The sequence below is a fragment of the Shewanella hanedai genome (assembly GCF_007197645.1).
GTDB classification, from domain to species: Bacteria; Pseudomonadota; Gammaproteobacteria; order Enterobacterales; family Shewanellaceae; genus Shewanella; species Shewanella hanedai.
Genome location: NZ_VKGK01000007.1, coordinates 103,226 through 127,986 on the forward strand (window position 1 = coordinate 103,226; position 24,761 = coordinate 127,986).

General features: G+C 43.8%; 16 protein-coding genes. 1 reads left to right on the forward strand and 15 read right to left on the reverse strand.

What is annotated here, in order from left to right; all coding sequences use genetic code 11:
- Window positions 1-7: 7 nt before the first annotated feature.
- Entirely contained in the window at window positions 8-868 is an 861-nt protein-coding gene (locus FN961_RS07940; RefSeq protein ID WP_143564019.1) for a DmsE family decaheme c-type cytochrome, read from the reverse strand.
- A gap of 595 nt (window positions 869-1,463) precedes the next feature.
- Complete coding sequence (locus tag FN961_RS07945; protein ID WP_143564020.1) at window positions 1,464-3,185, reverse strand: OPT/YSL family transporter; 1,722 nt, start codon at window positions 3,183-3,185, stop codon at window positions 1,464-1,466.
- A 290-nt stretch (window positions 3,186-3,475) separates the two neighbouring features.
- Between FN961_RS07945 and FN961_RS07950 the strand changes: the two genes are divergently transcribed.
- On the forward strand, window positions 3,476-4,168 hold the full coding sequence (locus FN961_RS07950; RefSeq protein ID WP_143564021.1) for a TetR/AcrR family transcriptional regulator: 693 nt from the start codon (window positions 3,476-3,478) through the stop codon (window positions 4,166-4,168).
- 95 nt (window positions 4,169-4,263) lie between these two features.
- Here the strand turns inward: FN961_RS07950 and FN961_RS07955 are convergent, their stop codons facing one another.
- From FN961_RS07955 to FN961_RS08015, 13 genes are all read right to left on the reverse strand, one after another.
- Entirely contained in the window at window positions 4,264-4,608 is a 345-nt protein-coding gene (locus tag FN961_RS07955) for a hypothetical protein (RefSeq protein WP_143564022.1), read from the reverse strand.
- 231 nt (window positions 4,609-4,839) lie between these two features.
- Entirely contained in the window at window positions 4,840-7,146 is a 2,307-nt protein-coding gene (locus tag FN961_RS07960) for a hypothetical protein (RefSeq protein ID WP_143564023.1), read from the reverse strand.
- Window positions 7,147-7,235: 89 nt separating this feature from the next.
- Entirely contained in the window at window positions 7,236-7,880 is a 645-nt protein-coding gene (locus FN961_RS07965; RefSeq protein WP_143564024.1) for a DMSO/selenate family reductase complex B subunit, read from the reverse strand.
- An 11-nt stretch (window positions 7,881-7,891) separates the two neighbouring features.
- Window positions 7,892-10,561, reverse strand: a complete 2,670-nt coding sequence (locus FN961_RS07970) for a molybdopterin-dependent oxidoreductase (protein WP_143564025.1) — start codon at window positions 10,559-10,561, stop codon at window positions 7,892-7,894.
- A 9-nt stretch (window positions 10,562-10,570) separates the two neighbouring features.
- Window positions 10,571-12,268 (reverse strand): MtrB/PioB family outer membrane beta-barrel protein, encoded by a 1,698-nt coding sequence (locus FN961_RS07975; RefSeq protein WP_143564083.1) that lies wholly within the window; start codon window positions 12,266-12,268, stop codon window positions 10,571-10,573.
- 9 nt (window positions 12,269-12,277) lie between these two features.
- Window positions 12,278-13,138, reverse strand: a complete 861-nt coding sequence (locus FN961_RS07980; RefSeq protein WP_143564026.1) for a DmsE family decaheme c-type cytochrome — start codon at window positions 13,136-13,138, stop codon at window positions 12,278-12,280.
- 562 nt (window positions 13,139-13,700) lie between these two features.
- Window positions 13,701-16,562, reverse strand: a complete 2,862-nt coding sequence (locus tag FN961_RS07985) for a hypothetical protein (RefSeq protein WP_143564027.1) — start codon at window positions 16,560-16,562, stop codon at window positions 13,701-13,703.
- Window positions 16,563-16,827: 265 nt separating this feature from the next.
- Window positions 16,828-17,469 carry an ERCC4 domain-containing protein gene (locus FN961_RS07990; protein ID WP_143564028.1) on the reverse strand — a complete coding sequence of 214 codons (642 nt, stop codon included), beginning with the start codon at window positions 17,467-17,469 and terminating at the stop codon, window positions 16,828-16,830.
- Window positions 17,470-17,937: 468 nt separating this feature from the next.
- Window positions 17,938-18,798, reverse strand: coding sequence for a hypothetical protein (locus FN961_RS07995; protein WP_143564029.1), 861 nt, complete (start codon window positions 18,796-18,798; stop codon window positions 17,938-17,940).
- A 9-nt stretch (window positions 18,799-18,807) separates the two neighbouring features.
- Entirely contained in the window at window positions 18,808-21,426 is a 2,619-nt protein-coding gene (locus FN961_RS08000) for a P-loop NTPase fold protein (protein WP_185972749.1), read from the reverse strand.
- Between the two features lie 26 nt (window positions 21,427-21,452).
- Window positions 21,453-22,184 (reverse strand): HNH endonuclease, encoded by a 732-nt coding sequence (locus FN961_RS08005; protein ID WP_221936109.1) that lies wholly within the window; start codon window positions 22,182-22,184, stop codon window positions 21,453-21,455.
- A 46-nt stretch (window positions 22,185-22,230) separates the two neighbouring features.
- Window positions 22,231-23,094, reverse strand: coding sequence for a hypothetical protein (locus tag FN961_RS08010; RefSeq protein WP_143564031.1), 864 nt, complete (start codon window positions 23,092-23,094; stop codon window positions 22,231-22,233).
- On the reverse strand, window positions 23,091-24,749 hold the full coding sequence (locus FN961_RS08015) for an AAA family ATPase (protein WP_143564032.1): 1,659 nt from the start codon (window positions 24,747-24,749) through the stop codon (window positions 23,091-23,093). Before FN961_RS08015 ends, FN961_RS08010 begins: the two co-directional genes overlap by 4 nt.
- Window positions 24,750-24,761 lie beyond the last annotated feature (12 nt).

Genomic DNA, 24,761 nt, shown 5'->3' on the forward strand with positions numbered 1-24,761 from the left:
TTGACTCCTATTTCTCAAACAAGTGGCCTGAAGGGTGATTAGAACCGTGTATTTTGCTGTGGCAATTCATGCAAGATTGGCCTTGAGTGAAGCCATCTAAGCTGTTGTGGATGTCGCCTGAGTGACCCGCTTGGTTGTGACAGCTTTGACACAGCTGAGGTGCACGACTGTTGAGTAGGTTGTCGTTGACCGAGCCATGTGGATTATGACAAGTCGTGCAATCTTCAGTGACAGGGGAGTGCTCCCAGAGTGTGGGGCCTCGTTTTTCGGCATGGCAGGAATAACAGGTGTCATTAACAGACAGAGGTGCTTCTTCATGTGGGTTATGGCAATCACTGCAGGTTAAGTTATCGAGGTGAGTCGAGCGTTTAAACTCTGCGGAGGCTTGTTGCATATGGCAGCTGGCACACTGAGCTTGTGGCTGCTCTGCTGCTAACTCAGCCTGGTGAATGTTGTGACAATCACTACAGGCTTGGTCATGGAAGGGTGTGTGTTCTTGGGTGTGGCAAGACTCACAAACGCTGTTACGTCCTTCGATAGATATGTCATCTCCGAAGCTGAGCATAGGTTCGTTTTTGCCTTTGTGTTTCCCTTGCGGTCCATGACAGGCTTCGCATTGAAGACCTGACATTGGGCCTTTGTTGGTGTCACCGTGTGGCGTATTGAAGATAGCCATGACAGAAGGTGATTTTTTGTGACACATAAGACAGGTGTCAGCACCTTTGTTAGAGTAGTTAGCCTCCGTGAATTTATTAATTAACTTTTGCTCTAAAGGAGTAGTTGATTCATTTGCCAGTGCACTTGGCACTGATAGGATAGTCATGGCGATAAACGCAGTTAACATCCCGATATTTTGTAAGATTCTCATCACATCTCTCACACTTGTAGTTTCAAAAAGAAACGCTATTTATGTTTTAGTACTTATTTCGAGGTAATTGTATAGACATATGACTAGTCTGGTGTGTGATGCGGGTCTTGTTTGCCGACAAATGTATAAATTTGATGGGATTGCTGTGAGCTGGTCGGTATTTAAGCTGTGTTGTGTGATGAGGTTGACCTAGGGTGAGCTAACGTGATCTTTGATAATTTATTTTGTTTCATATGGAGTTACTCACATTTTTATCGCTCTATTCGATCTAACTATAAGTTTAATTACATGGCATTACTGTTGTCTTGACACGTGTCTAAGTTTGGGCGTAGCCTTAACTGGTTTTTGTAGTTTCCCATTATGATTTATTTATCTTAAGTATTAGATATGGACCATGCCGCTAAAGTTATGCTTATCTTTCCCTGCAAAGTTGGATACAGCTGCTTGGTCCTTTTTATTACAAGATGAGATAGCTGAGAAAGAGTGAGTATTCAGCTAAAAATGAGAGAGAATGCGGATACAGTTTGAAGTGTCGTTAAATAAGAGATTAGTTAAGTGGGTGCACTTACTCGTTGATAGAGTGTAACTGTTCGGTTTAACGCAGGATAAAGATGATAGAGCCTAATACTCCAGCAATGCTCTCTCCTGCGATACAGCCTGCTGCAATAGCGAGTAAAAAACGCTGTGACCATTTAGGCGCCAGTAGTCGAAGAAACCACGCTAAGACAGCACCGATAAATAGCATAATACTAATTTGAGCGGGCAGAACAAAAGCGAGTCCCATCGCTGACATGCTTGGCAAGTATTGGTGCCACTTTTCTTTAACAATAAGTGGTAGTAGCTCGTTAATTGTCGCCGCAACAATGCCAATAAACATCGCGTATTGTGCCGATTGCGGTATTGCCTCTAATCCCTCGGTAAGTGCTATGGCAATGATTTTCCAGGTTGCGACACCTGGTGCTGGCCATTGTTCGGTCATCAATTGCTCTGCAGGGTTTGGGATCAGTAACATAAAAATTGCTGCGCTCGTTAAACAGCCAACTATAATCCCCATTGTTTGTGCAAATACTTGATGTCTTGGATTGGTTCCTAATATATGTCCGGCTTTTAAATCATTAAGTAGATCAGTTGCTTGCCCAGCTGCACCACCCGCTACGTTGGCTGTCATTAAATTAGTTGTTACACAACCGGGGCTAATTACTGAGAACGATAGTTGAGACAGTTTTCCGAGTGCACCAATTGGAGGGATCCCTGTTTCACCAACGACTTGTGCGGCAACAATGGCAAATAAAAAGGCGAGAGGAACGGCAAGTATGGCGGCAAACCAGCTGATATCGAATAAGCTGACCTGAAGAATCACAATGACAGGGGTTAGCGTGCCTAGTAGTAAAAACTCCTGCCAGCCCCACATCAGGGAAAGTCGGCCTTTATTATCTGATTTAAACAATGTTATCGCTGTTGTGGTAATCGCTGAAGCTAGCATCATGGCAACACCCGGCCAGACGAGCCAATCTATGATGTATGTAAACCAACTGCTATCAATGGGACCTGCTTGCTCCCACCCTTGACCAAGAATATAGGGACCTAATCCGAGCCATGCAATCAGACATCCAATAAACAGACTGATAGCTGCCCTTGTTCCTATGATGGTGCCGAAGGCTAATAACATATAAGAGGGATCAATGATAAATCCAAGGTTTTTGGCACTGATGCTGGATCCCGCCATTGCGCCTTGGCCGGGAATTGAAAAACTTAACGGTAATTTATAATTGATTGGAATAAATATACGGTGGCTAATGGCGATTATCATGGCTGACAATAACGCGATAATTCGGTGACGAGCGATACGGCCACTGCTAAACATATCGGTGATCACTTCAGCTGTCGCAATACCCGCGGGGAATCTGAGGCGTGTGTTACTGAGCATGGCGGGACGAATAGCTGAGGCGACGCAGATCCCAAGTAAACTGATGGCGATCATCCAGAAAACCATGGGCCAATATTCAAATTGGGTGTCGGTGATAATAAGATAAGCTGGGATCGGCGCAACAAGACCAGCTGAAACCGTTCCCCCTGCAGCTGATGCTGCTGTTTGCTGAATGTTAGCTTCTCTCGGGCTCCAGGCACGACAACCAATACTTGATTCAATCGCTTTCCAACCGATGAAACCAAGCAAAGATGCGAGTACTGACATGTTAATTGACCAGCCAATGCGCAGGGCCATATAAAGGTTACATAACACGAGGAGGCTGCCAAGTGACATGCCTGTCAATATGGCTCTGATAGAGAGGGGATGAAAGTTATTAGATGATGGCATTATTATAAATAATTAGTATCGCTGGTAATTGAATTCGTTGATATGGAGATCGTGTCATAGAAGGGTGAAATAAAACCGTACAGCGTTCACAGTACCTTAGCTTTATTTGTGGAGTGTGACAGGTATAACATCAAAGTATAATGAATTTTTCAGTTTGTATGTGATTGTAAGCATCTATAAATAGGTGTAAAAAATCCCGCATAAGATCACAATCTCTCCTCCCATCGCTGATTAAATGGGAGTAGTTTGATATATTAGAAAAGTATTAAATGTTGGGTTGAATTAAAATAATGACGAAACTAGAGCGAGAATCACGACTATTAGAAGTGGCTAGAGAGCTGATTCTTGAAGATGGTATGGTGTCATTTAAATTTACCGATATTGCCAAGCGAGCCGAAGTTTCTAGAGCCACCCTATATAAGCATTTTTCAGGCAAAGAAGATGTGCTGGTATCTCTGTTTGTTCGTGATGCTAGCAATACGCGGCAGATGCTGGTAGATATTCAAGACTATGAGCCACTGAATGATAGAGAAAAGCTGATCACCGCATTGCTCGCTCCTGTTTCTATTTCATCGGGTACCAAAAATCGTTTAGGGATCACTTTTCTGAGTGCAAACCCTGGTATTTATCTTTTTGCCGGTGAAAGTCAGCAAGAGGAGTTGGAAAGGCTCATTGAACAGCTGAGAAATATCCATACTCAGTTTTGGATGACACCCATGAAAAAAGGCACCTTGATTGCGACTCAAGAGCAGCTTGTTAAAGTGATGGCAGCCGTTTACCCCTATCAGAGAGGTTGTGTACTCATTCCCCAAAGCATTATGACCTTAGGTAACCACATCAATCGTTCGCTGTTCGATGTGTATGAAAACCTGATGCTCTATACCGATAAGCTCGAGTGGCATGAAGATCATAAAACAGTCGAGTATGACAAGGTATTAAAGGCGATTGGTAAGTTTGAGCGTGACAGTATGATTGCCTGCTAGATTAATTGTTTAATCATATCAAACTAAATAAGCCGACCAATAGTGTCGGTTTTTTTGTACCGGGCCGTAAATGTTCGCAAACTCCAACTAGCAAGCTAGCTCAGCATACTCAAATGATCTTTCTCTGCTGGGCGTTTATCCAGCATAGGCTGCAGCAGGGGGTATTTCTCAGTGGCTGTTTTGATAATAAATAGTGCAATATTTTGAGTGCTGTTTCTCTCTACGGGAAGTTGCTCTGCACAGTAGGCAAGGGCAATTAAACATTGTGTCAGATCATCGCAATCTTCAGGCTGATTAACTGCACAGGTGGCGATATAGTTACATACCTTAGCCTTTGAAACCTGTTTGAAGATCTGAGTAATATTGAGTTCTTCAACGATAAATAGCTCAAGTTTAGCTGAGAGTTTTACGATCTTATATTGACGTTGTACGAGATTCATCTGCCCTACCTTATGACTATTTATCTATCTGTTATTATCTGGTTTTTACACCTGTATAGAAAGTTTCTGATGGTGAAAATTTGAACCCCTACACACTTTTATCTTATCTCCTGTCAGCTCAAGTATATTAATTGCGCTAGTGAGAGAGCAACAAAAAGCCCAGCAGGAGCTGGGCTTTGTTTAGTACTTTACTCGTACTCTGTTTTGGGCTTAGTCATTAATGATTAATGATTAACGGTTATCGCCTGTGTACTTGTAGAATTCAAGACCAGCTTCTTCACCTAAGTTACAGTAACTTGTGGTACCGAAGTAAAGCTCACCATCTACTTTAGAGTAGTTACGGATACCGTTGTTACAAGAGTTACCGAATCCATATTTATCTACGATAGTAGCTGGTGACTTAGTGTCTTCGAACACTGCTAACCAGCCGCCACGACCCGCGAGGTCATCTGCTTGGTTTTGCTCTTTAACTGCCTTATATAGGAAGTATGCTGGGTTGTTATGCACCACACGCTCTTCACCAATCATGCCACCATCGGTAGGTATAGGGTTCAGTAGCTTAGACATAACTAAAGCTTGTTTATGAGCCTCCTCTTCTGTCATGCCATCGGCTATGAACTTAGCGTACATATCATCATAGATACCTTTCTCAGTGTCTTTGCCAATTTGAGCCGCTATATCGTTGGGATTGAGAACTTCATCACCCAATGCAATCTTATTATGACTATCAGGATGCTTGTATCCTTCAATACCATTTTCGAAGATATCGTACAGACCAGCTGTCGCATTCCATGTACCTAGGAATAGTTTGCCGTCATGCTCTGTCATAGTGAAGGCATAGACTAAACCTTCATGTCCGAAACCTTCTTTACCAAATAATGGCTTCTGTCCCATTAAGTTTGGTTGCATTTCGAAGTGATAACCATCTTTACCATCATCAACGAATACCCAATCTTGCTCGTTGCCGTAAAGCAGCTCTACATCATCAATGTCACCGTTAACTATGTCTTCGGTTTTAATACGGAATAGTGAAAGTGCACGCCATGTCTTCATCATGAACTCGTCATGCTTGGCTATGGTTAGCTCGTCTTGCTGCTGAACACTGTTCTTCAGATCACACAGTGATCCTTCTTCAATTGGTGTTCCATCGTCATTAAAGCCAACGGTGACACAGTGCTTTTTAATCAAGTGATTGTATGCACCAGAAGTACCCTGATGGTATGAACCGAAATATAGGTAACCATCATAGAAGGCTTGTGCGGCAAGTTTAGAACCGTGTGCGCCTACTGTATCTGGATCGTACTGGTCATAACGGAAGAAGTCGTTATAGCTAGCCTTATTCTCTGCTGTAAATCCAGCGTCAGGCATCTTGCTGGTGTAAGGTTTTGCAGCAGCGTTACCCGTTGGGTTATACCAGCTAGACATGATCAGACGGTTGTCACCATCTGCATCTTGGAACATATCAACGTCACCAACAACACCGTAATCTAAGAAGGTATCATCAGAAACAATATCAAAACCGTTACCTAGTGAGCCGCCTTTCAATGGCTCCTCTGGCGTACCAACCCAGCGCAACATTTGGTTTTTAGCCACACCAGCTTGACCGCCTGACTGATCTGGTCCACCAAACCAGTACATACCTTCGCTGCCATCTTTATGATCAACAGTGATAAATCTACGTACAGTGTCATAGGTAAATTCTGAATAACCTAGGTATTCCATTTTCTCTTCGTTGAACACGAATAGGCGGTTATAACCAATTTTGTCAGATTCACCCTGGTTGACGACATCTGGATCCGGTGTCGTTAAATACCCCATAACAAACACAAGACCTTGGGACTCACCATTACCACGGAAGCTGAATGGGTAACGTGTCTGGTCATCTTCTAGAACCAGAGTCCCGTTTTCGTCAAGTAACCATCCATCAGGGTCAATCAGTTCTTCAGGTGTACCTTCTGGCGCTTTAACCGCATTCTTAATGCCGATCTCTTTACCGTGGAAGTCCATCATGTCAGCCCAATACTGATCGCCATTCTTAACCGTTTTATCGTTAATATGGATGTTTTCACCAGTGGCTGGATCGTATACGAAAGCTTGTGCGTCTGGCATCTGACCAGTAGGTGCCATTAGCTGACATGCTTGACGTTCAGTCTCATAGTTCATCAGTGCCATTGGCATAGCCATTGAAACCATAGGCCAGTAACAGTAAACAGAGGTGGCTGCGCCGTACCAGATTTTTGTTTCGGTTGCTGTGCTGGCTAAAACATACTGTGAGTTAACCCAAGGCTCAGCGCCGTTAGGCATAGGACGACCATCGTTATACTCTTGATAATTCAGCTCATTACGCTCATCGTGAAGACCAAACCAAGCACCATCAGGTGTTGCTTTGTAAGTACGCTCAAAGCTAACTTCGAGTGGCGCTGCAGGAACCGGTACTTCAACCGTTTCTGTGTCGTCATCACTGCTACAAGCAGTCATGCCTAGGGTTAATGCTGTAGTGATAGATACAGCGAGTAACTTCTTCATCATAGTCATCATTTTTACCTTTTATATAGCGGGCAGCCTAAGCGTTAATCGAGGCTACCCACGGATTTCAAATATATTTCTAAGTTCTGTTAAAAATTTATTTAAACTTCATTAGGGTTCAGTACGCTGCCATTGGTGTCGCCGGTTGGGCGAGAGCATTTAGCAGCGCGAATAAGCAAGTTGGGTTGAGTAATTCCCGCATCTGGTAATGGCGCAATATGACCAACCCCCGGCGCACCGCCATATTTGGCCTGTAGTTCGTCAACCGTGCCGCAATCCAGTGCACGCTGTGAGCATGACTGAACACAAAATGGTTTTAGGCCAAACTCGAGACGTTCGAAACAGCCATCACACTTGGTCATCTTGCCGCGTGTTTTGTCTAATTGAGGTGCATCGTAAGGGCAGGCTTCTGCGCAGCTGTTACAGCCGATACAGATGTCGTCATGTACTGCGACGATACCGTTAGCCTTCTTGTGCATAGCACCCGTTGGACAAGCCGCAGTACAAGCTGGCTTTTCACAGTGGTTACAACTTACCGATGCATAGTAGGCAAAGGCATCCTGAGACATGGTGCCGTCTGCGTTCTTGGTAAATGTACCGCCACCATATTCGTAAACACGGCGGAAGTTGCGGTCTAGTGATAAGCCGCGGCCATCTAAACAAGACACCTGACAGCCCTTACAGCCGTTACAGCGAGATGCATCGAAATAAAACGCAAAGGCTTTGTTTTCTGCTACTTGAGTCATTATTTAGCTCCTTACGCTTGAGTTATACGAACGCGAACAGTGTTCATTGGATTGCCTTTAGCGAGAGGCGTCGTCTGTTGGCGGGTTAGTGTATTGGCACAGCCACCGATATCTTTGCCATTTTGCAGCTTATTCCAGGCACCTTGCCCTAATGCCACCACGCCCATAGCGATTCTTGGGGTGACTTTAGCGGGAACTTGAAGAGTGCCTCGCTTGCTGGTCACATCTAGCATCTCACCTGAGATAATGCCTAGGTTGTTGGCGTCGTATGGATTGATCCAGATCGCATCTTCATACACCTTGCGCAGTGTTGGACAGTTATGGAAGGTTGAGTGGGCACGGCCCTTAGTGTGGTAGCTCACCATCTGTAGCGGGTAGCCTTCATCATCTGACTCGAAGCTTTCCCATGTCGGCACATATTTAGGAATGGCTGATAGGCCACCCGTTTCACCATAGGCTTGAATATCTTTGTCCCAACCATCGTTTGACGCGATCCAGGCCAACCTTGGAGAGTAAGTTTCAACCATCTTCGATGGTGTGCTGAGTGCGGGTGCGCCATTGCGACCGTTAAACTCTTTTTCCATGCCGATAGCGGGTTCGTCGAATGAATGAATATAGACGTAGCCTGTTTTTTCATGGCCTTCGAGAGGGGGAAGCTCTGGATCACCTAGCATGCCGTTGATGGCTTCATCGAGGAATGACTTAGTCAACTCCTCTTGAGTACGTCCCTTGGTAGCAAAGCCACTCAAGCCTAAGTTATCAGCCAGCATCACCATAAATTCGAACATTGGCTTACTATCACCGATAGGCTCGATGCTAGGTACGGTAAGCACAGTGGCGTTATCTGAGGCAATCAGATCCCAGCGCTCAGTCCAGGTGGTATCGGGTAACACGATATCGGCCCACTGCGCTGTTGGTGTCATCTGAGTGTCGATGACTACGTGCATATCCAGACCTGGCTCTTCAGCTTGACCTGCTGAGCTAGGTTCGATACTCAGAATGCGTTTGACTTCGTTGATGTCACCGTGCTGATTGACAGTGTTACCGGCAATGGTCATCAGGAACTTGATGTTGGTGCCGTAAGTTTCATCTTTGATATTTACTTCGCTCTCAGGAAGCTCTGAATTAAAGGGGGTGACACCATATTTAAGCCCTTTGACACCATCACTTCGGTAGGTCATCTCAAAACCACGTTCCATCGCCTCAAATGTCTTGTAAGTGGGTATTTTTGCTTGGATAACCGTAGCTGGTGCGGTGCCACCTAAGAACCCTGGAAAAGTAGGGTCCGACCAGGCAGCCATAGGAACAGGGGCTGCGCCAGGCCCTGCAGCGGCGACCATTGGTAGATCTCCATTGTTCGTACCGCGACGACCAATTGCATTGAGAAGTACTGGCAGCGTGTAGATCATTCGCATGACTTGCTCGCCCTGTGCAGAGCGCTGAATACCTTGGCCTGCACAGATAAATGGGGCTCTAGCCGTTAACAAATCTTGTGCGACTTGGCGAATTTTATCGGCAGAAATACCACAGATAGGCGCAGCCTTTTCAGGAGTCTTAGCATTACTATTGCCACCGTTTTCATCGGCAAACTTACCAAGGCCCAGAATGTAATCTTTTAAATTCTCCTCTGGATAAATCCAATCGGCATATTCTTTATTGCCATCAACAATCTTGCCTGTTTTTAAGTCATCTCTGTACTGTGTAAGGGCTTCTTTGGTTAAACCTAAAATGAACCTTTCGGCAAATTCACGATTATCATCAAAAGCTTCATTAATGTAATATTCAGTTAAGATCTCATGGAAAAGGGCTTCGATAAACGCACCATCCGTCATGGGACGGATACCAAGCCAGTCATCTTCCCGGCCCAGGCAAGTATCGGTATAGCGCGGATCGATATAGACAAACTTAAGATCATTTTTCTCTAAAGTCTGGATAAAGTGATGGCCTTCGCCGCCACCGGTCATAAACATCTCAACCGGGTTGTAACCAAATGACAGCACATAATCTGAGTGCTTCATCTCGGTTACTGATGATGATCCAGTACCCTGTCCATATGCGAAATTTTTTGTGCCTTCACCGAACGTGTACGAGATGGCTTGCTCTTTCATTGATGCTGAATAATAGCCATAGGTTTTTTGGAAACCACCGAGCATATTAAGCAAGCGCACATGAGGTCCCATGATTGGGTATGAGCTGTGGGCAGAGCCGGAGCCATTGCCTAGCATCAAGGCGCGGTTACCACAGGTATCGATAGTGCTGCGGATTGACTGAGCAACTTCACTCGCAGCTTGCTCCCAGCTGATCTCTTTAAACTGACCTGAACCACGCGGGCCAGTTCGCTTAAGTGGTTTGGTTAAACGCTCTGGAGAGTAAACTAACTCCTTGAGCATTAGCCCTTTGGCGCACGCTTTATTGTGGATACGGCCAGTATTAAAGTTATCATCACCTTCAGTATGTGGCTCGATACGAATGATTTTGCCATCTTTAGTGATGACTTTTAGTGGACACCAAGCCCAGCAGTTACTTTGACACTGAGCCCAAGCATGGCTCTCACCAGCGATTGGGTCTGTGATTGGTTGTTCAATAGGCTCAGCTGGTTCTGCTGAATCAGAGCTACAACCTGTAACTGTTGCTACTGCGGCTGATGCTGCACTGACTTTAAGGAAGTCGCGACGTTTCATAGTTGTCCCTTACAGCTTAATGGTGAAAAAGACACCGAGTTTGTGGTCGGTGAAATTTTGGTTGAGGTCATCAAGACTATTGATGGACTCAATCGGTTGATTGGCATAGCTCGTGTCGTAATGGCGCTCATAGGTGTAAGCGACGCGGGTCGAGATACGCGGATTGATGCGGTAATCCATGTGGACTTCAGCAAGGTGTTGGTACTGGTAGTAGTCACCCATTTCGGTACTATCTACCGAGGTGTCACTGCCAGAAAATGAGAAGGTGTAAGAGGTGCCTAGTGCCATGTCCTCACTGATTTGGTATTGGTTGAGACCAAAACCAAAGTAGGTAAACTCATCACTAATCTTGGTGTTGTATATCTCCAAACTGTCGATGGTCTGTACACCGGCATAGGCGTTGAAGGTTAGCTGCTCATTGAAGCGGTAGAAGGCGTCGGCGTTGACCGAGACTTCATCAGACTCTTTCAGTGCTGAGCTGTTGCTGTACTCATCACTTGCGATACTGGCTTGCAGGTTTATGCCGTAGTTATTTTGGCTATACCCCAAGCCAAGTTCGGTGCTGATACGGTCTCGGTCAGCGAGGTAATATTTCTCAAAAATATCATCCCCAATGCGGTATTCAGACCCGGTACGTTCACCGCTGGTGAGCTTTATGTGACTATTGAACCCTGCTAGACGGTGATCGACACGAGCAAAGAGTTCACTCTCCTGGGTCTCTTCACGATCGCTATCAGAGCGAGTGCGGTCGTTTTGCTCGAAGCCTGTGCTGAACTTAGTGCCACCTAAACGATAACTGGCATTGATGCCAACACGTGTCTTGCTACTGTCGATTGGGGTGTTAATGGCGTCGAAAAACTCATATTCGCCACTGACATTATCGCGGTCACTGTAACGGTAGAAACCTGCGACTTTTATACCGGCAAAGCGAGAGCTGATACGGGCGTTGTAATCTAATGTTTCAACTTCACCGTCAAAATTTGCGATAGGCACGAGCGAGTTTTCTTGCTCGATAGCCTCATCCTGGATCATTTTTCCCGAGGCAGCGCTCATTGATAAACGTGTGGTGCCATAGTTAAGTCCAGCTTTAACGCTGGCTTGTTGGGCAGTGTTATCGGCATCGATACCGGTATTATCGGTAAAGTCTGAATTAAAGGCACTGAGACCAATGTTCCAGAAATCTCCGTGTAGTTGTACACCGGCGTTCATCACTTGAGTCGTGTGGTCGATAGTTTCTAAATAGTTAGTGGGTTTAGGGTCAACCACAGAGCTGATACGTAGACCTTGTTTGTCCTCAGAGCTTGCTTTTACAAAGGCAGTGATAAGCTGAGTTTGATATTTGGCAGCGGCAGATACCTGCTGACGCTCTGTACCTATATCGTTATCGTCAAGGTTCCAGCGATTAACGTATGCGAGTTCCAGCGCGACATCACCTAGGTGAGCGATGGCTTTCAGGTGACCATTATTGGCCCCTGCATTTTTAGCCTTGATGCTGTAGTTTTCACCACGGATATCTGCATTAGCGCCGTATTGACTATCCAAGTGAGTACGCTGCTCGGTCATGATACCGACGGTGTTGCTGTGCTCAGGAGCGATGCAACGCTTGCAGGCGTAGTCCTTTTCAATATTTTGCGGTACAGCGAAGTTTGCTGCGGTGACATTGGCTGAGAGAACAGCGAGTGCCACTAAAGTAAGTTTAGCTTTCATCATCGATTCCTATTTCTCAAACAGATGCCCTGAGGGGTGGTTCGAGCCGTGTATCTTGCTGTGGCAGTTCATGCAAGATTGGCCTTGAGTGAAACCATCTAAGCTGTTGTGCACATCGCCCGGGTGACCCGCTTGGTTGTGACAGCTTTGACACAGCTGAGGTGCACGACTGTTGAGTAGGTTGTCGTTGACGGAGCCATGTGGGTTATGACAGGTGGTGCAATCTTCAGTGACAGGTGAGTGCTCCCAAAGTGTGGGTCCTCGCTTCTCGGCATGACAGGAATAACAGGTGTCATTAACAGACAGAGGTGCTTCTTCATGTGGGTTATGGCAATCACTGCAGGTTAAGTTATCGAGGTGAGTCGAGCGTTTAAACTCTGCGGAGGCTTGTTGCATATGGCAGCTGGCACACTGAGCTTGTGGCTGCTCTGCTGCTAACTCAGCCTGGTGAATGTTGTGACAATCACTACAGGCTTGGTCATGGAAGGGTGTGTGTTCTTGGGTGTGGCAAGACTCACAAACGCTGTTACGTCCTTCGATAGATATGTCATCTCCGAAGCTGAGCATAGGTTCGTTTTTGCCTTTGTGTTTCCCTTGCGGTCCATGACAGGCTTCGCATTGAAGACCTGACATTGGGCCTTTGTTGGTGTCACCGTGTGGCGTATTGAAGATAGCCATGACAGAAGGTGATTTTTTGTGACACATAAGACAGGTGTCAGCACCTTTGTTAGAGTAGTTCGCCTCCGTGAATTTATTAATTATCTTTTGCTCTAAAGGAGTAGTTGATTCATTTGCCAGTGCACTTGGCACTGATAGGATAGTCATGGCGATAAACGCAGTTAACATCCCGATATTTTGTAAGATTCTCATCTCATCTCTCACACTTGTAGTTTCAAAAAGAAACGCTATTTATGTTTTAGTACTTATTTCGAGGTAATTGTATGTACAAGTGTCACAGGGTAATGTGATTCAGATCACATCAGGGTAAGCAGGTGTGTATCTTGATGTTGATATTAAAACTTGGATTGCAAAATTAGGTTATTTTGTGAGCTGAGTCTGTGTGTGGTGTGAAAATTAAAATTATTTAGGTATAACGCATTAGATTTGTATTGTGACTGGTCACATATTTTGTTGGATTTATGATCTGTAAAGCAGAGTGGTGGAATTGCGAGCTTATTGTGTTGACAGGTGTCTTTGGGTGGGCGTAATCTGAATTGGCTTTTTGTTGTTCCCCATTATGATTTTTATATCTTAAGTATTAGATATGGACCATATAGCTAAAGCAATGCTCATCTTTCCCTGCAATGACGGATGTAGCTATATGGTCATTTTCTTTATGATGGCGAGACAGCAAATAGATAAAAAAAGCCCGCACCTAATTAGGTACGAGCCAGTTTTAAACTTGGAGGTTGATGACGGTTAAGACGTTAAGTTACAGATCAAAAACCTGAAACTTACCACTCCATACTTCACCCTCGGTGCCATCCATAGAGGACCATTCCGCTTCTTCAGTGAAACCTTTGACAGAGAGATGATCACCATCTTGCTCAATAAGACTAATGACAACCCTAAGATCATTGGTGCCGCTAGTGTTAGGGACTTCGATAATGAGCTCACCCATCGAGTTTACCTCCCAATTCAGTTCTTCGACTGTCGTCTGTCCATCATCAGTCTCTGTTAATGTGCCAGTACCCCCACTATTAAAGAGTAAAATGGTGTGGACAGTACCGTCTGAGTCGAAACCTTTTAATCGCTCTTCTGTGAGCATGTCAGTGGTAAATACCGCTTCATTTCCATCTCTGCATGTCGTCACTAAAGTCTGATACCCAGTGAAAGAGACGAGTGTATCCAGATCGGGCTGATCTGTTTCATCATTCCAGCTAGAGTCGCCTTCATCGCAGATAAAATTATTCTCCTCAGGTTCAGATAGAGGGAATAACTTCATTTTTTCGCTCCAAACTTCACCTGCAGTGCCGTCCATAGGTGACCAGTCAATGTCTTCGGCAAAACCCTTGATAGAGAAGTGATCGCCATCTTGCTTAATCAGACTGATGACGGCTCTGACATCATTTGTGCCTGTGGAGTTGCCTATTTCGATGACAATCTCACCCGTGTCATTGACGACCCACTTGTAGTTTTCAACTGTGGGCTCTTCACTGTCATTATCTGTGTGGCTGCCCGTTCCATCGGCGTTAAATTGCAAAATGGATTCAATGCTGCCATCTGCGTCGTAAGACTTTAACTTTTGACCGGCTAACATGTCGGTATTGAACAGTTGTGGGTCTCCCTCTCGACAGTTGGCCACAAGCGCTAAATACTCGCTATATGAGCGAGTAGTGCCCTCTTTAGGTTGATCGGTTTCATCATCCCAGTCGGAATCTCCATCACGGCAGACAAAGTCACTGTTTTCAGGCTGCGGCGCGGTCACGTTATCGAGTAAACTCAAGTCAGTATTGTCTAAAATGTCATTTTTCGCGGCGAGATTAAATACCCATTCGTCATCATCGGATACCTGGCCAGCAGCAGTAAATTCACCCCTCCTGACAGCCCCTTCAAATTCAGTGAACAGTAACTCCCCTAAATCATCGTCATCGCTGTCGCCAAAATTACGTACACTCTCAGGCAATGCTAATAGGAGTAACCTTTGATCTAGAACGGTGACCTCACGCCAAGTCCCTGTTGCGAAAAGGGAGGCGACATTACTGACTTCTCCTGAGTCACTTTGAGCTTGCCATTCAATTTTGTAGTAGTTAGCTACACCACCATCGGCCATCTCAGCGATGATTGAACGGCTACCGTCCCAACCAACATGGGGGCCGACAATATTATTGACCGCGCCATCTGATGCTGTGGCGGATATTAGGCTATTTAAGGTGACAGCTGGGCCATCCTTTTCACTGCCTGCTGTATGTGCCCACACGTTATTACACATGCCCTCAAACATCTCATCTTCATTGCAACCATCCCAATTGAAGATAGAGTAGACATCATTGATATTACTGAAGCTTAATTCGAAGGCTTCGGCTCCAGTACTAAAGGTGACGGTTTCTGGGATCACCTTATGCCAGATATCAGTGTCGGCTTGCTCCGATAAAAATAGCTTTACCTTGAGATCGACGACTGAAATTTGCTCGGCAAAAATAAGCTCACTCAACACAGGTAGATCTGAATTGATTAAGGTAATACTGCCGTCATCATTTAAATCACCAATGACAAAGTTATCATTACTGACAACCCAACCTGACTCGGTGAGAATAAAATCATCCTCATCATTCATGTCATCTTCTGCAACAAATGCACCGTCTACCAGCTTGAACCTAACTTCTGTCGACGTTTGAGTATCAGCGTTATAGGTTAAGGTGCCATAGGATAGTTCCAACATGTCGTCGTAATAGCCATCATCGAAAAAGTTTATTCCATCGCCGCTCACCAGCTCTGCTAAGTTTGCCGCCGCAGCGGTAGCTTCAGTGTCTCGGATCTGAACCTGACCTTCTAGATCGTCAGTGGAGACAGTGCTGGCATCGGTAACCGTTTCTGATTCGAGTACCGCATTAGGATCAAACTCACCACCTTGTTCGTTAACAAATTCGACTTCGCTGACTATTTCATCCAGTGCTTCGATGATCTGATCGACAATAAGGCCAATGATGTCATCGGTTGAAATACCTGCGTCATCAGCGGCGGTTTGAATCGCTTCGAAATTGCTCGCGATAAGTTGGGCGGTAACCTGAGCTACTTGGTGTAGCCGCTCATACTCCTCTTGTACATCTCCCTCCAAATCGGCATTAAGCTGTTGAGCAACATAGTCTTGGCTAAGTGCTAAGGTTGTCCCGAGTAGCCCTTGTAAGCTCGCTTCGGCATCTGCGAGAGCATTACCTTGTTCAACCTCATTTTGTACCATCGTGGTTAATGGACTCACGAACTCATATCCCACGGGAGCCGTCATGGTGTAGGGCTGAGTGATGGCTTCCCCTGTATCTTCATCGACGACACCTGCGGTGACTTCAACCAGCAGCGGAAAGTTATCTATCTGCTCTTGTGTTGCATCTGTAATAGAGAAATCCCCTCCCGCTGTGCTGGTGGCGCTTGGTTCACCATCATCGCAGAGTTTATTTTGGTTCAGATCTAAACAAACCTTAGCGCCTACGAGATAGCCATCGGCGACTTTTCCGCCCATGACTATCGGGGTGGGTTCAGGTTGATCTGGTATGGGTGCGGTGTCGTTACTGTCACCACCACAGGCGGTTAGGATTGGCAGGCTTAAAGATAGAAAAAACATATGTTTGGTATTCATCAAATCGCTCCATTGATCTTGATGGGATATGGGTATATCCACTCTTTTGATGAGTTAAGTAATCATGACTAATTGGTGTCATGGGTTCGTATCAATCACTATTTTTGGAAATTGGTAGTAGGCACGGTCTGTTATAAAAAGAGCCAGATTTGTTATTCGATTTATTGGCTTTTAAAGCGTAGGAGCCAGCTTAGATTTGTGCCAAACATTTCTTAATAGGAAGGTGTTTCAATGTGTGTACTAGTGTAAGCGTTTCGACCCTGTTTTATTTTAACGTTAATATTTCACGTATTCGCCGAGCTTTCTCTTGTCCAATGCCCTCGACTTTGGTGAGTTCCTTTACCGATGCAGTGAATACAGCTTCTATGCTGTCAAAATGGGTCAAAAGGCGCTTTGCCAATTTGGGGCCCACTTGAGGAAGGCTTTGAAGAATAAATAGCTGTCGGTTCTTTTGTCGTTTAGGTTTTCTGCCACTAGAGATAGTTCCCGTTTCTCTACTGTTTAATTGAGTCGCACAGAAGTAGAGAATTTTAGCCGATTCTGCTTGGGATAAACTGCGAAGAATAGGCATGTTGAAGTTGAGTGAAATAGAGCAGATCGCTCCGATTAATGCTTCACGCGTAATGTCATAGGTTGCAATATCATGAGATGAGCCTTCAATAAGCAGTGCTGTATTGTAGCTGGATTCAGATAATCTAGAAATTTGTGAAAATAGTCGACCACTGCAAAGAGAGGTAGCAAGGTCTGGCAACGTTTTTCTTTCGATAAGCCAGTTATTTATCTGATAATCGCCAAGTTTTAACCGTTTCTTTACTAGGTAAATATCAGTATTAAATGAAAGCAGTTCTAGCAATATATCTGCGTGTTCTCTGTCGTCATAGCTGATTTCAATGGGGGGGTTATTCATCCTGAATAATCCAGCAATCCTTTTGGTATTACTGAGCTTAGTTTAGGGCTTACAAAGATAAAGGATGTTTGGTTAAATTGACGAGAATTTTTATCGACATGAAAGGTGTTTTATTATGTTTATGTCGATGGTATCAACATGAGTGTTGCTTAATTTTTGAGGTTTAAGCTATCTCAGTCATATAAAAATTTAACTTTCCAATCAAAGAAGCCACCTCACCATAAAGGCAAACAAAAGCCCAGCGATAAACTGGGCTTGGATAGACTAATTCAAATCGATAAAACATTATTCTACGTTTTGGATCTGAATGTAGCTAATGTTTATATTTAAATTTAAAAACAATGGCTTAAATTGTGTTCGTTTGGTTTATTATTGTTTTAGTCACCACTTTAGTCACCACTTTAGTACCACTTTGTAAGGTGTGTAAGCCATTTCCCAGTAGAGATGAAATCTTAACGGTTAAGCGGGTTAATATATAACGCCGTGATGTTCAGTCGCGCAAGCGTAACAAGTAATAGCCTCGATGCTGTCATTGACCAAACGACTCATTCCCATACCTTCATGGACCTCACCTTTGCAATAGAAACAATCAGCAGGGTATTTATGCTCACTCTCTATTTTAGTTTTTAGCTCTCTCACTTCAGCAGGGCTTGCTGATAATGGAAGCGTGGCTTTAATGGCGTAACCAGAGTGACATTCATGTGGGTGAGGCCAAAAGGTCGTTGAATTGAACAGCCGAATTTCATCTTCAAAAATAGCGACTCTAATTTCGTCAAATCTTGAGCTTGTCACTCTATCTATTTGGTTAACGTCAAAGGTCTGTTTATACGTTCCTGTGCATGAGTCTGCTGCGCAAACGGGTATACCACTGATATCAATCAGTCTCGAGTCCACCAGCTGATTGCACTGCTGACAAACATAGAAATACTCAGAGTTGTCTAATAGGTCATATATCTTTTTAAATACAGTTTCTCGATGTTCAATATCACCAGCATTAGCAACAAACATGAGCTGTAAGTTATCCCGCTGATCATTATTACGATGAACGGTTAAGCTAATCTTTCCACTTAAATCTAACGAATATAACACCCCTATAGATTGGCTACTTCTAGGGCTTTTACTTAAAAGTTCTGAGCAATTATATCTATCATCAATCTCTAAATAGCCTAAATTCCCACAATCAAAATTGAGTTCTGATACATTAAAATGAAAACCTTTGAAGTAGATAAACTCTGATAATTCTCTTATCAACTCTTCGTTGCCAGAGACTGCAATGGCTCCTTGGTCAATGAGAGTTTTAACCGTTGGAATGTAATCTGTTTTAACCATGAATATTACCTATGCCTTTCCAAGTACTTTCACGTGAGGGATGGAGACCTTACGGACTCTGTTAAGGGTTACTTGTAGGGCGTTAAGATCATGACACTCTATGTCTTGTTGGTAGTGATATTGAACGACACTGTCTCTGCTAGAGCGAGTATCAGTTAGCTCTTCAAAAAATTTAGGTATGTCAAAAGCATGGGTTGGTATGCTAACAGTATAAATTTCATTTAGGAAAAGGTAGAACATATATTCTTTCAGCATCTCGTCATTACTTATGAGTACCGGAAAGAGACCTTTTAATAGGGTTATTGAGTTATGAAGTCGAATCAAAGTTCTAGGGTTGCCAATATTAAAAAGGCCTGTGAGCAGAGTAAAATATTCAACCTCCGCTATGGTGCTTTTTAGGTACGAGTCTGAAGTTTCGGTTATTTGTTCCTCTTCACTTTCAGCTTCCTCCCAATCTACTTTAAAGTCTTTAACTGATTCTTTTGCTTGTTGTTTCAACTGTTCGCTTCGCTTAAATGAGTCTGTTATTTCAGTTTCAACTGCAATAGAATCATAAAGTCGCTTCTGAATAAATTGGGACAGTTGAGCAGGGTTTGGCTCATCCAGTTCGATAACTAACTGAAATAGTTTGCCTAAAAAATCACGCGCTATTTGCTGAGACTGTTTTTGGTCTGTGAAGCTATTCAAGCTCTTTAAAGCGACAGCATTTAATAATTGCTCACCATCCACTGCGAATACCACTATTACATTATCAAGGCTTGCTAAGAGCCTTATAGCTTCTAGAGTATTAACTATTCTCTCGGGCGAGCAGCGATCTAAATCCTCTATTACGAGTATGATTTTTCTGCCAGTATTTGGCTCTTCTTCATGAGAGGAAGCTTTGCTGGTATTAAAGAGAGATGTAAATCTTGTCTTAACGTATTGTATTGCTGAAAAGCTATACGAATTCATTAGAGCCTGCATGTCTTCCTTGAGGTACTGAGCAACGCCTAAGTGCTTCGAATAGTCAGGGGAGTGACTTATAGACTTTATCTTTTTGAGGAAAGGACTAGCCCAGATATTTTTAGCTATACCAAATATAGTTAGAGCGAAGCCAGATGCTAATCCAGAAGCAATTATTTGGGACTTAATATCTTGCGGCAAGAAGCTGTCGACTATCCCAGTTGCGATTACAGCAAGCGCTGTTATCCCTATCCCTCCCCACCAAATCAAAGTATTTTTCAAAGCATTTTTCTGTAAGAATACTTTATACTTCCCTAGCATGTAAGTACGCTTAAGAAGGCTTTTTTTCGAATAGAGGTCAGTTGCTAAGTGATTTGCTAAAGCGCCTGCCATGAAGTCGCAATGTTCATTTTCCCAGGCATTGAAGATACTGAAACGATAGTCAGGGTTAGCTTTAAAACCCTGCTTCAATAGGTTTATGATTGTGCTTTTTCCTGTGCCCCATTTACCAAATAGCCCTACCGTAAAAGGCTTAAACTTAGAGTCAGATTCGATTATTCCTTTTAATACATGAACCAACGTTCCTCTACCTAGCAGATCAGTCCTATTTTCTTGGTCTCCTTTAGGTTCTATTCGGTAGGCTTTGTTGGTAACGGAGAGTTGAGAGTTTTCAATATCGATTCCAAGACCTGGAATACTCCAGTCAAAACCTGAATAGTCCCAGATTGTTGCTATATCCCCATTCGGTTTTGGTCTAGAGATTAGCGCTATTAACGTATGTGCTCGCCTAGGAGAAGAGAGTTTAAAATTAAGAATGTGGGTTAAATTTGGAAAAGCGAGGCTATCAGTGATGAGGAGGTCTACTGTAATGGCTATATGTGCCGTTTCATCTAATCGAAATTGCTCTATTAATTCTTGTTTATTGTTGGTTTCAGATGTTATTAGCGTGGTGTGTATTGCAACGTTAGGCATCGTTGCAAGAATTTGTTCGAGAATTTGAGTAAACCTTCCAGCCTCATATATATTGCTGCAACTTATAATTACTTTTTCTTCAGGGCTCAGTGCGACGTTACTTAACCAAGAGCTGATAAAGGACTCTATTGAGCTATCTGTAAAAGCTTCATCTGCTTTGAAGTTTTTATCTTGGATAACTCTTACTGGGTTAAGGTAGCCATCTTTTATTGCTTCCTGAAAAAGGTAAGAATAAATGACATTACCTCCAACAGTTTCAATCTGTTCAGGTGACATGTAAGAGCTAATAATTAGTATCTTGGCAGAAGGTGAAGCTTTCTTGATTTTTGGAAGGAGCTCTTTTATTGTTTTTGCATCAGTCTCATAAAGTATATATAGGTTGCTAACAGAGTAAGCGGTTGGGTTATCAATGAACTTTTGAGGATTGGCAACATCCCATTTTGACATTGGAATGGAGGCGGAGTGAAATGCAGACTGTAGTTGAGCTCTCAGGATTGTTAGCGTAGCCATAACAGTTGTAGTTTCAATTAACTCTACATTGGAAATTGCTTCGACTATTATGCTAGTTTTTCCTGTGCCTGTCGGCATTACCAGTATTGATACATCTTCTTTAGATTGCATTGCCGCAGCTATCGCATTCACTGCATCTTGTTGGTAGTAACGAAGCTTAGTTGGCTCTTGATATTGGCGCTCATCAGTACTTGAATTGGTCATTTCAACTTCCATGTTTTTAATTATTATTAGGTGTTAGAGCTATCGATTATCTGCTTTAATTTCTCAATACTCATTGCTGGCTTTCCTGTGTGGAGCATGGCGTGACAGTTGGGGCACACGGGGATTAGGTCATTAATCGGATCGACTTGGTAGCTTTTGCCAATAGTGGCTATATCGACTTTATGATGAACATGGATGAAGCCTTTACCTATCGAACCATAGATGGCTTCAAAGTTAAAATCACAGACCTTGCAGATGGAACCATACTTGTCTATACAAGCAGCTCTTGCTTTAGGGTCACGTTCATAGGCGTTGATGGTAACTTGCTTTACAGCTCCCTCAGTGAACTCTGTAGTCTGCTCATGGACTTCATCGGGGTAAACAGCTTGTAGAGTTAATTTTGCTCTATATGAGTCCACCAGCGTTCTTATAGTGACTTGGTCACCTTTGCCTTGAGCTACATAATATTCCAAATGTTTATCTACAGATTGCAGCACAAATTTAAACTGTACAGAGGTTAATGAGTCTTCAAATCGGTATAAATAATACTTTGTCGCTGGGATGTTTATGGTGTGTTTATACTCAACGCCTTTGGGCATGGCCAATACTGCATCTAGGCAGTATTTTGCAGAGGCTTTGTTTAAGCCTGTCTCCTTCGTGACAATCTCAATAGCATCATTTGCCTTTAGCTGACCGGATTGAACTTGCAAGCCTAAATCAAATACTGGTTCATATTGAGTTGAGCTAATTTTAGCCATCGACTGTTCCTGAATTTGAGGCCTAGCTAGGCTGCTAATCTAAAAGTTAGATATAAACTCCGTCCAAAACTCCATCATAGTCAGGCTTATGGCGCAAACTGTCCAAGTAAGCAACACTGAAGCTTGAGAATGGTTCTTTTTTATCTCGCTTCTTACGTAATCGGCATATGGCTTCTTCATAAGCGAGATCGTTGTCGGCATCGCCAGTTTCCAGTTTATTGAAATATCTCACGGCAGCCTTGACATCTTTATCAATATAGTCACGCAGCTCAATACGGCATCGCACAAAGTCAGAGTGATTGATGTTATAATATTCAATCGATTTGTCTGCTCGGGAAAATTTTCGTGCATGTTTTTCTTTCGAAAATCTAGGCATAGCCTCGCCATCAGGCTTGAACTCTAGCAATTGCACATCAGTCGCTTTTAGCGGATCTAATAGTATCGGCTGCTCTTCTTCCAAGTCACAAGTAGGCATCTTCGCACGGCTGGCCTCTTCACATAAGGGAAAGTGGTCAGCCTTTCCGCCTGTCTTGCCTGTTTCTACATCGGTTCGGCGACGATTTGCGACAATACAGCTAAAACGATAATTTTGAAGACAAAAAGCTAGCCACCAGTAACCTCCATGAGGCACGGTTGTTTTCAGCGTTTCTTGTACACGCTTCTTGGGGCGAAAATGGTCCACATCCACATCAGTACCCGCCTGTGGTGCTTCTGTGTACCAACACTTGTGATTAAACAAAGTTGCCAACACTGGCTTTATGGCTTTCCAGTGTTCCTGATTTTTATTAATTATATCAGAGCGTTCACCTTCATCTTTTGCTGCCAACAAAGAATCAGTGAGTTGTTGCGCTTTTTCTTGCCATCCGTCAGGGATCGGAAGTCGGTTAAAGTCTATTTCCAAGTGTCTCATTCTTGGTTTCCTTCACTCTCGGCTGCCAACATGCGCTGCACAATCGCTTTGGCGCGCTCTTTCCGGATTTTCTTAAGTTTTGGTGTTTCACTATCCGAATCAGCTTCTCTCTCTACCTCTCGGCGTATACGTAAATATTGAGCATACTCATCGTCCCAATGTGTAGTGGTAAAGCCGAGCCCTTCCAGTACTCGGTCAATTTTTCTTAACCGTCCAGCTTGAATCACCGTCAACTTCGTTTTTTCCGTAAAAAGTCTACGTAATCTCAGTAAGCGCTCTGTTGAATTATCCAGTGTCGTTCGCAAACCAAACATGTCGCTGGTGAGAATTCCACTATAGCCCATGCCTCTAGGGCTTTCTTCTGGTTCTTGCGCGTGCACTTGATAATCACTGTCTCGCCACATTACCTGCACTTGTTCTTTTTCTAATTCTGCAATCGCTAGCGGATGGTGGGTAACCATCAGCAAGTGGCTTGTTTCATGATTAGGTACAAACTCACGTAAAAACTTGAGGTACTTCACCGCCCATGATGGGTTCAGGTGAGTATCGGGTTCGTCGAGTAAAAATAATGAGTCTTTGCCGCCGGTAAACTTGAGCAAGCCTAAAACTGTAAGTAACTGCTGTTCACCTTCACTGAGTTCACGGAAGGTGAGTGGTTCTTGACTACTGGTTACTTTTACTCGAATACTGACTTCCGAAATAATTTCAGACAGTAAAGTGCTTTCTAGCATTTTAAATAGTTCGTCAGCACTAAGATTTTTGGCGAAATCTCGCAGGGCATCCACATCGGGTAAAAAAAGATGGAAAAACTCGTTGCGAATGTTACTACCTGTTAAGGAAGTATCCTCCTGTCGAGTCACTTTTACTGGCGAAAGTGTATATTTAATCAGCTCATCCAGAAAACGGCGCACTACACCACGCGCCCCCCAAAATAACTCGCCCTTTTTCTTGGCCCAGCCGGGTTGGCGCATAACGAAGTGTATGCTGTCTAAGCCTTCAATACCCAAATGCTCATGCAAAAACGCCTTTTCTGCACTGTCTTTTTCAGATAAGAAAAACGCCAGCAATACGAACTGGCTATGGTGTGGTTTGGCATAGAACAGTGGACGAATATCACCTTTCAAATCAAGCTCATCTTTGAGCAACCGACGGTAAAAGTCAGTGCGATGCTTTTTAAAGTGGTTTTCTAAACGGTCGCTGGGGCCTGAATAGTAAGCAAATACATAGTTCGGCAGGTAAGGCGCATCTCCTTCTTTATCGCGTTTAACTTTTGAAAAAGGTATGACTTTGCTTGAAGTCGTTTTAGAGAACATGTCCGGTGCGTCGTCATTTAATAAATCGCGAACATTCACTTCATATTGTTTTGCCAAGGTGCCGCGTGATGGATCTGCATCGATGGTTATTTCCAGCCAGCGGTCACTGGGCTGGTTGGGTTTATGTTGCTCACCCAATCGATAATTCAGTACATAAGAAAATGGTGGGGCTTCGCCTAAATCCAAGTTGCGAAATATGGAAACCAAGGCTTCCAGTACGTTGGATTTACCAGATCCATTGCAACCCACCACCACTGTCATCAGGTGCTCTTCGTCAAAGTCCACCTTCACGTTTTCAAGGTTTTTAAAGAGCGAACGTATATGCAGTTTATCAACTTTCATGGTTCATCCTTA

Excerpts from the sequence above, each read along its gene's own strand:
- FN961_RS08010 (WP_143564031.1), bottom strand. The coding sequence starts at position 23,094 with ATGAGACACTTGGAAATAGACTTTAACCGACTTCCGATCCCTGACGGA.
- FN961_RS07965 (WP_143564024.1), bottom strand. The coding sequence starts at position 7,880 with ATGACTCAAGTAGCAGAAAACAAAGCCTTTGCGTTTTATTTCGATGCA.
- FN961_RS07960 (WP_143564023.1), bottom strand. The coding sequence starts at position 7,146 with ATGATGACTATGATGAAGAAGTTACTCGCTGTATCTATCACTACAGCA.
- FN961_RS07970 (WP_143564025.1), bottom strand. The coding sequence starts at position 10,561 with ATGAAACGTCGCGACTTCCTTAAAGTCAGTGCAGCATCAGCCGCAGTA.
- FN961_RS07990 (WP_143564028.1), bottom strand. The coding sequence starts at position 17,469 with ATGAATAACCCCCCCATTGAAATCAGCTATGACGACAGAGAACACGCA.
- FN961_RS07995 (WP_143564029.1), bottom strand. The coding sequence starts at position 18,798 with ATGGTTAAAACAGATTACATTCCAACGGTTAAAACTCTCATTGACCAA.
- FN961_RS07955 (WP_143564022.1), bottom strand. The coding sequence starts at position 4,608 with ATGAATCTCGTACAACGTCAATATAAGATCGTAAAACTCTCAGCTAAA.
- FN961_RS08000 (WP_185972749.1), bottom strand. The coding sequence starts at position 21,426 with ATGACCAATTCAAGTACTGATGAGCGCCAATATCAAGAGCCAACTAAG.
- FN961_RS07950 (WP_143564021.1), top strand. The coding sequence starts at position 3,476 with ATGACGAAACTAGAGCGAGAATCACGACTATTAGAAGTGGCTAGAGAG.
- FN961_RS08005 (WP_221936109.1), bottom strand. The coding sequence starts at position 22,184 with ATGGCTAAAATTAGCTCAACTCAATATGAACCAGTATTTGATTTAGGC.
- FN961_RS07945 (WP_143564020.1), bottom strand. The coding sequence starts at position 3,185 with ATGCCATCATCTAATAACTTTCATCCCCTCTCTATCAGAGCCATATTG.
- FN961_RS07975 (WP_143564083.1), bottom strand. The coding sequence starts at position 12,268 with ATGAAAGCTAAACTTACTTTAGTGGCACTCGCTGTTCTCTCAGCCAAT.
- FN961_RS07980 (WP_143564026.1), bottom strand. The coding sequence starts at position 13,138 with ATGAGAATCTTACAAAATATCGGGATGTTAACTGCGTTTATCGCCATG.
- FN961_RS07940 (WP_143564019.1), bottom strand. The coding sequence starts at position 868 with ATGAGAATCTTACAAAATATCGGGATGTTAACTGCGTTTATCGCCATG.
- FN961_RS08015 (WP_143564032.1), bottom strand. The coding sequence starts at position 24,749 with ATGAAAGTTGATAAACTGCATATACGTTCGCTCTTTAAAAACCTTGAA.
- FN961_RS07985 (WP_143564027.1), bottom strand. The coding sequence starts at position 16,562 with ATGAATACCAAACATATGTTTTTTCTATCTTTAAGCCTGCCAATCCTA.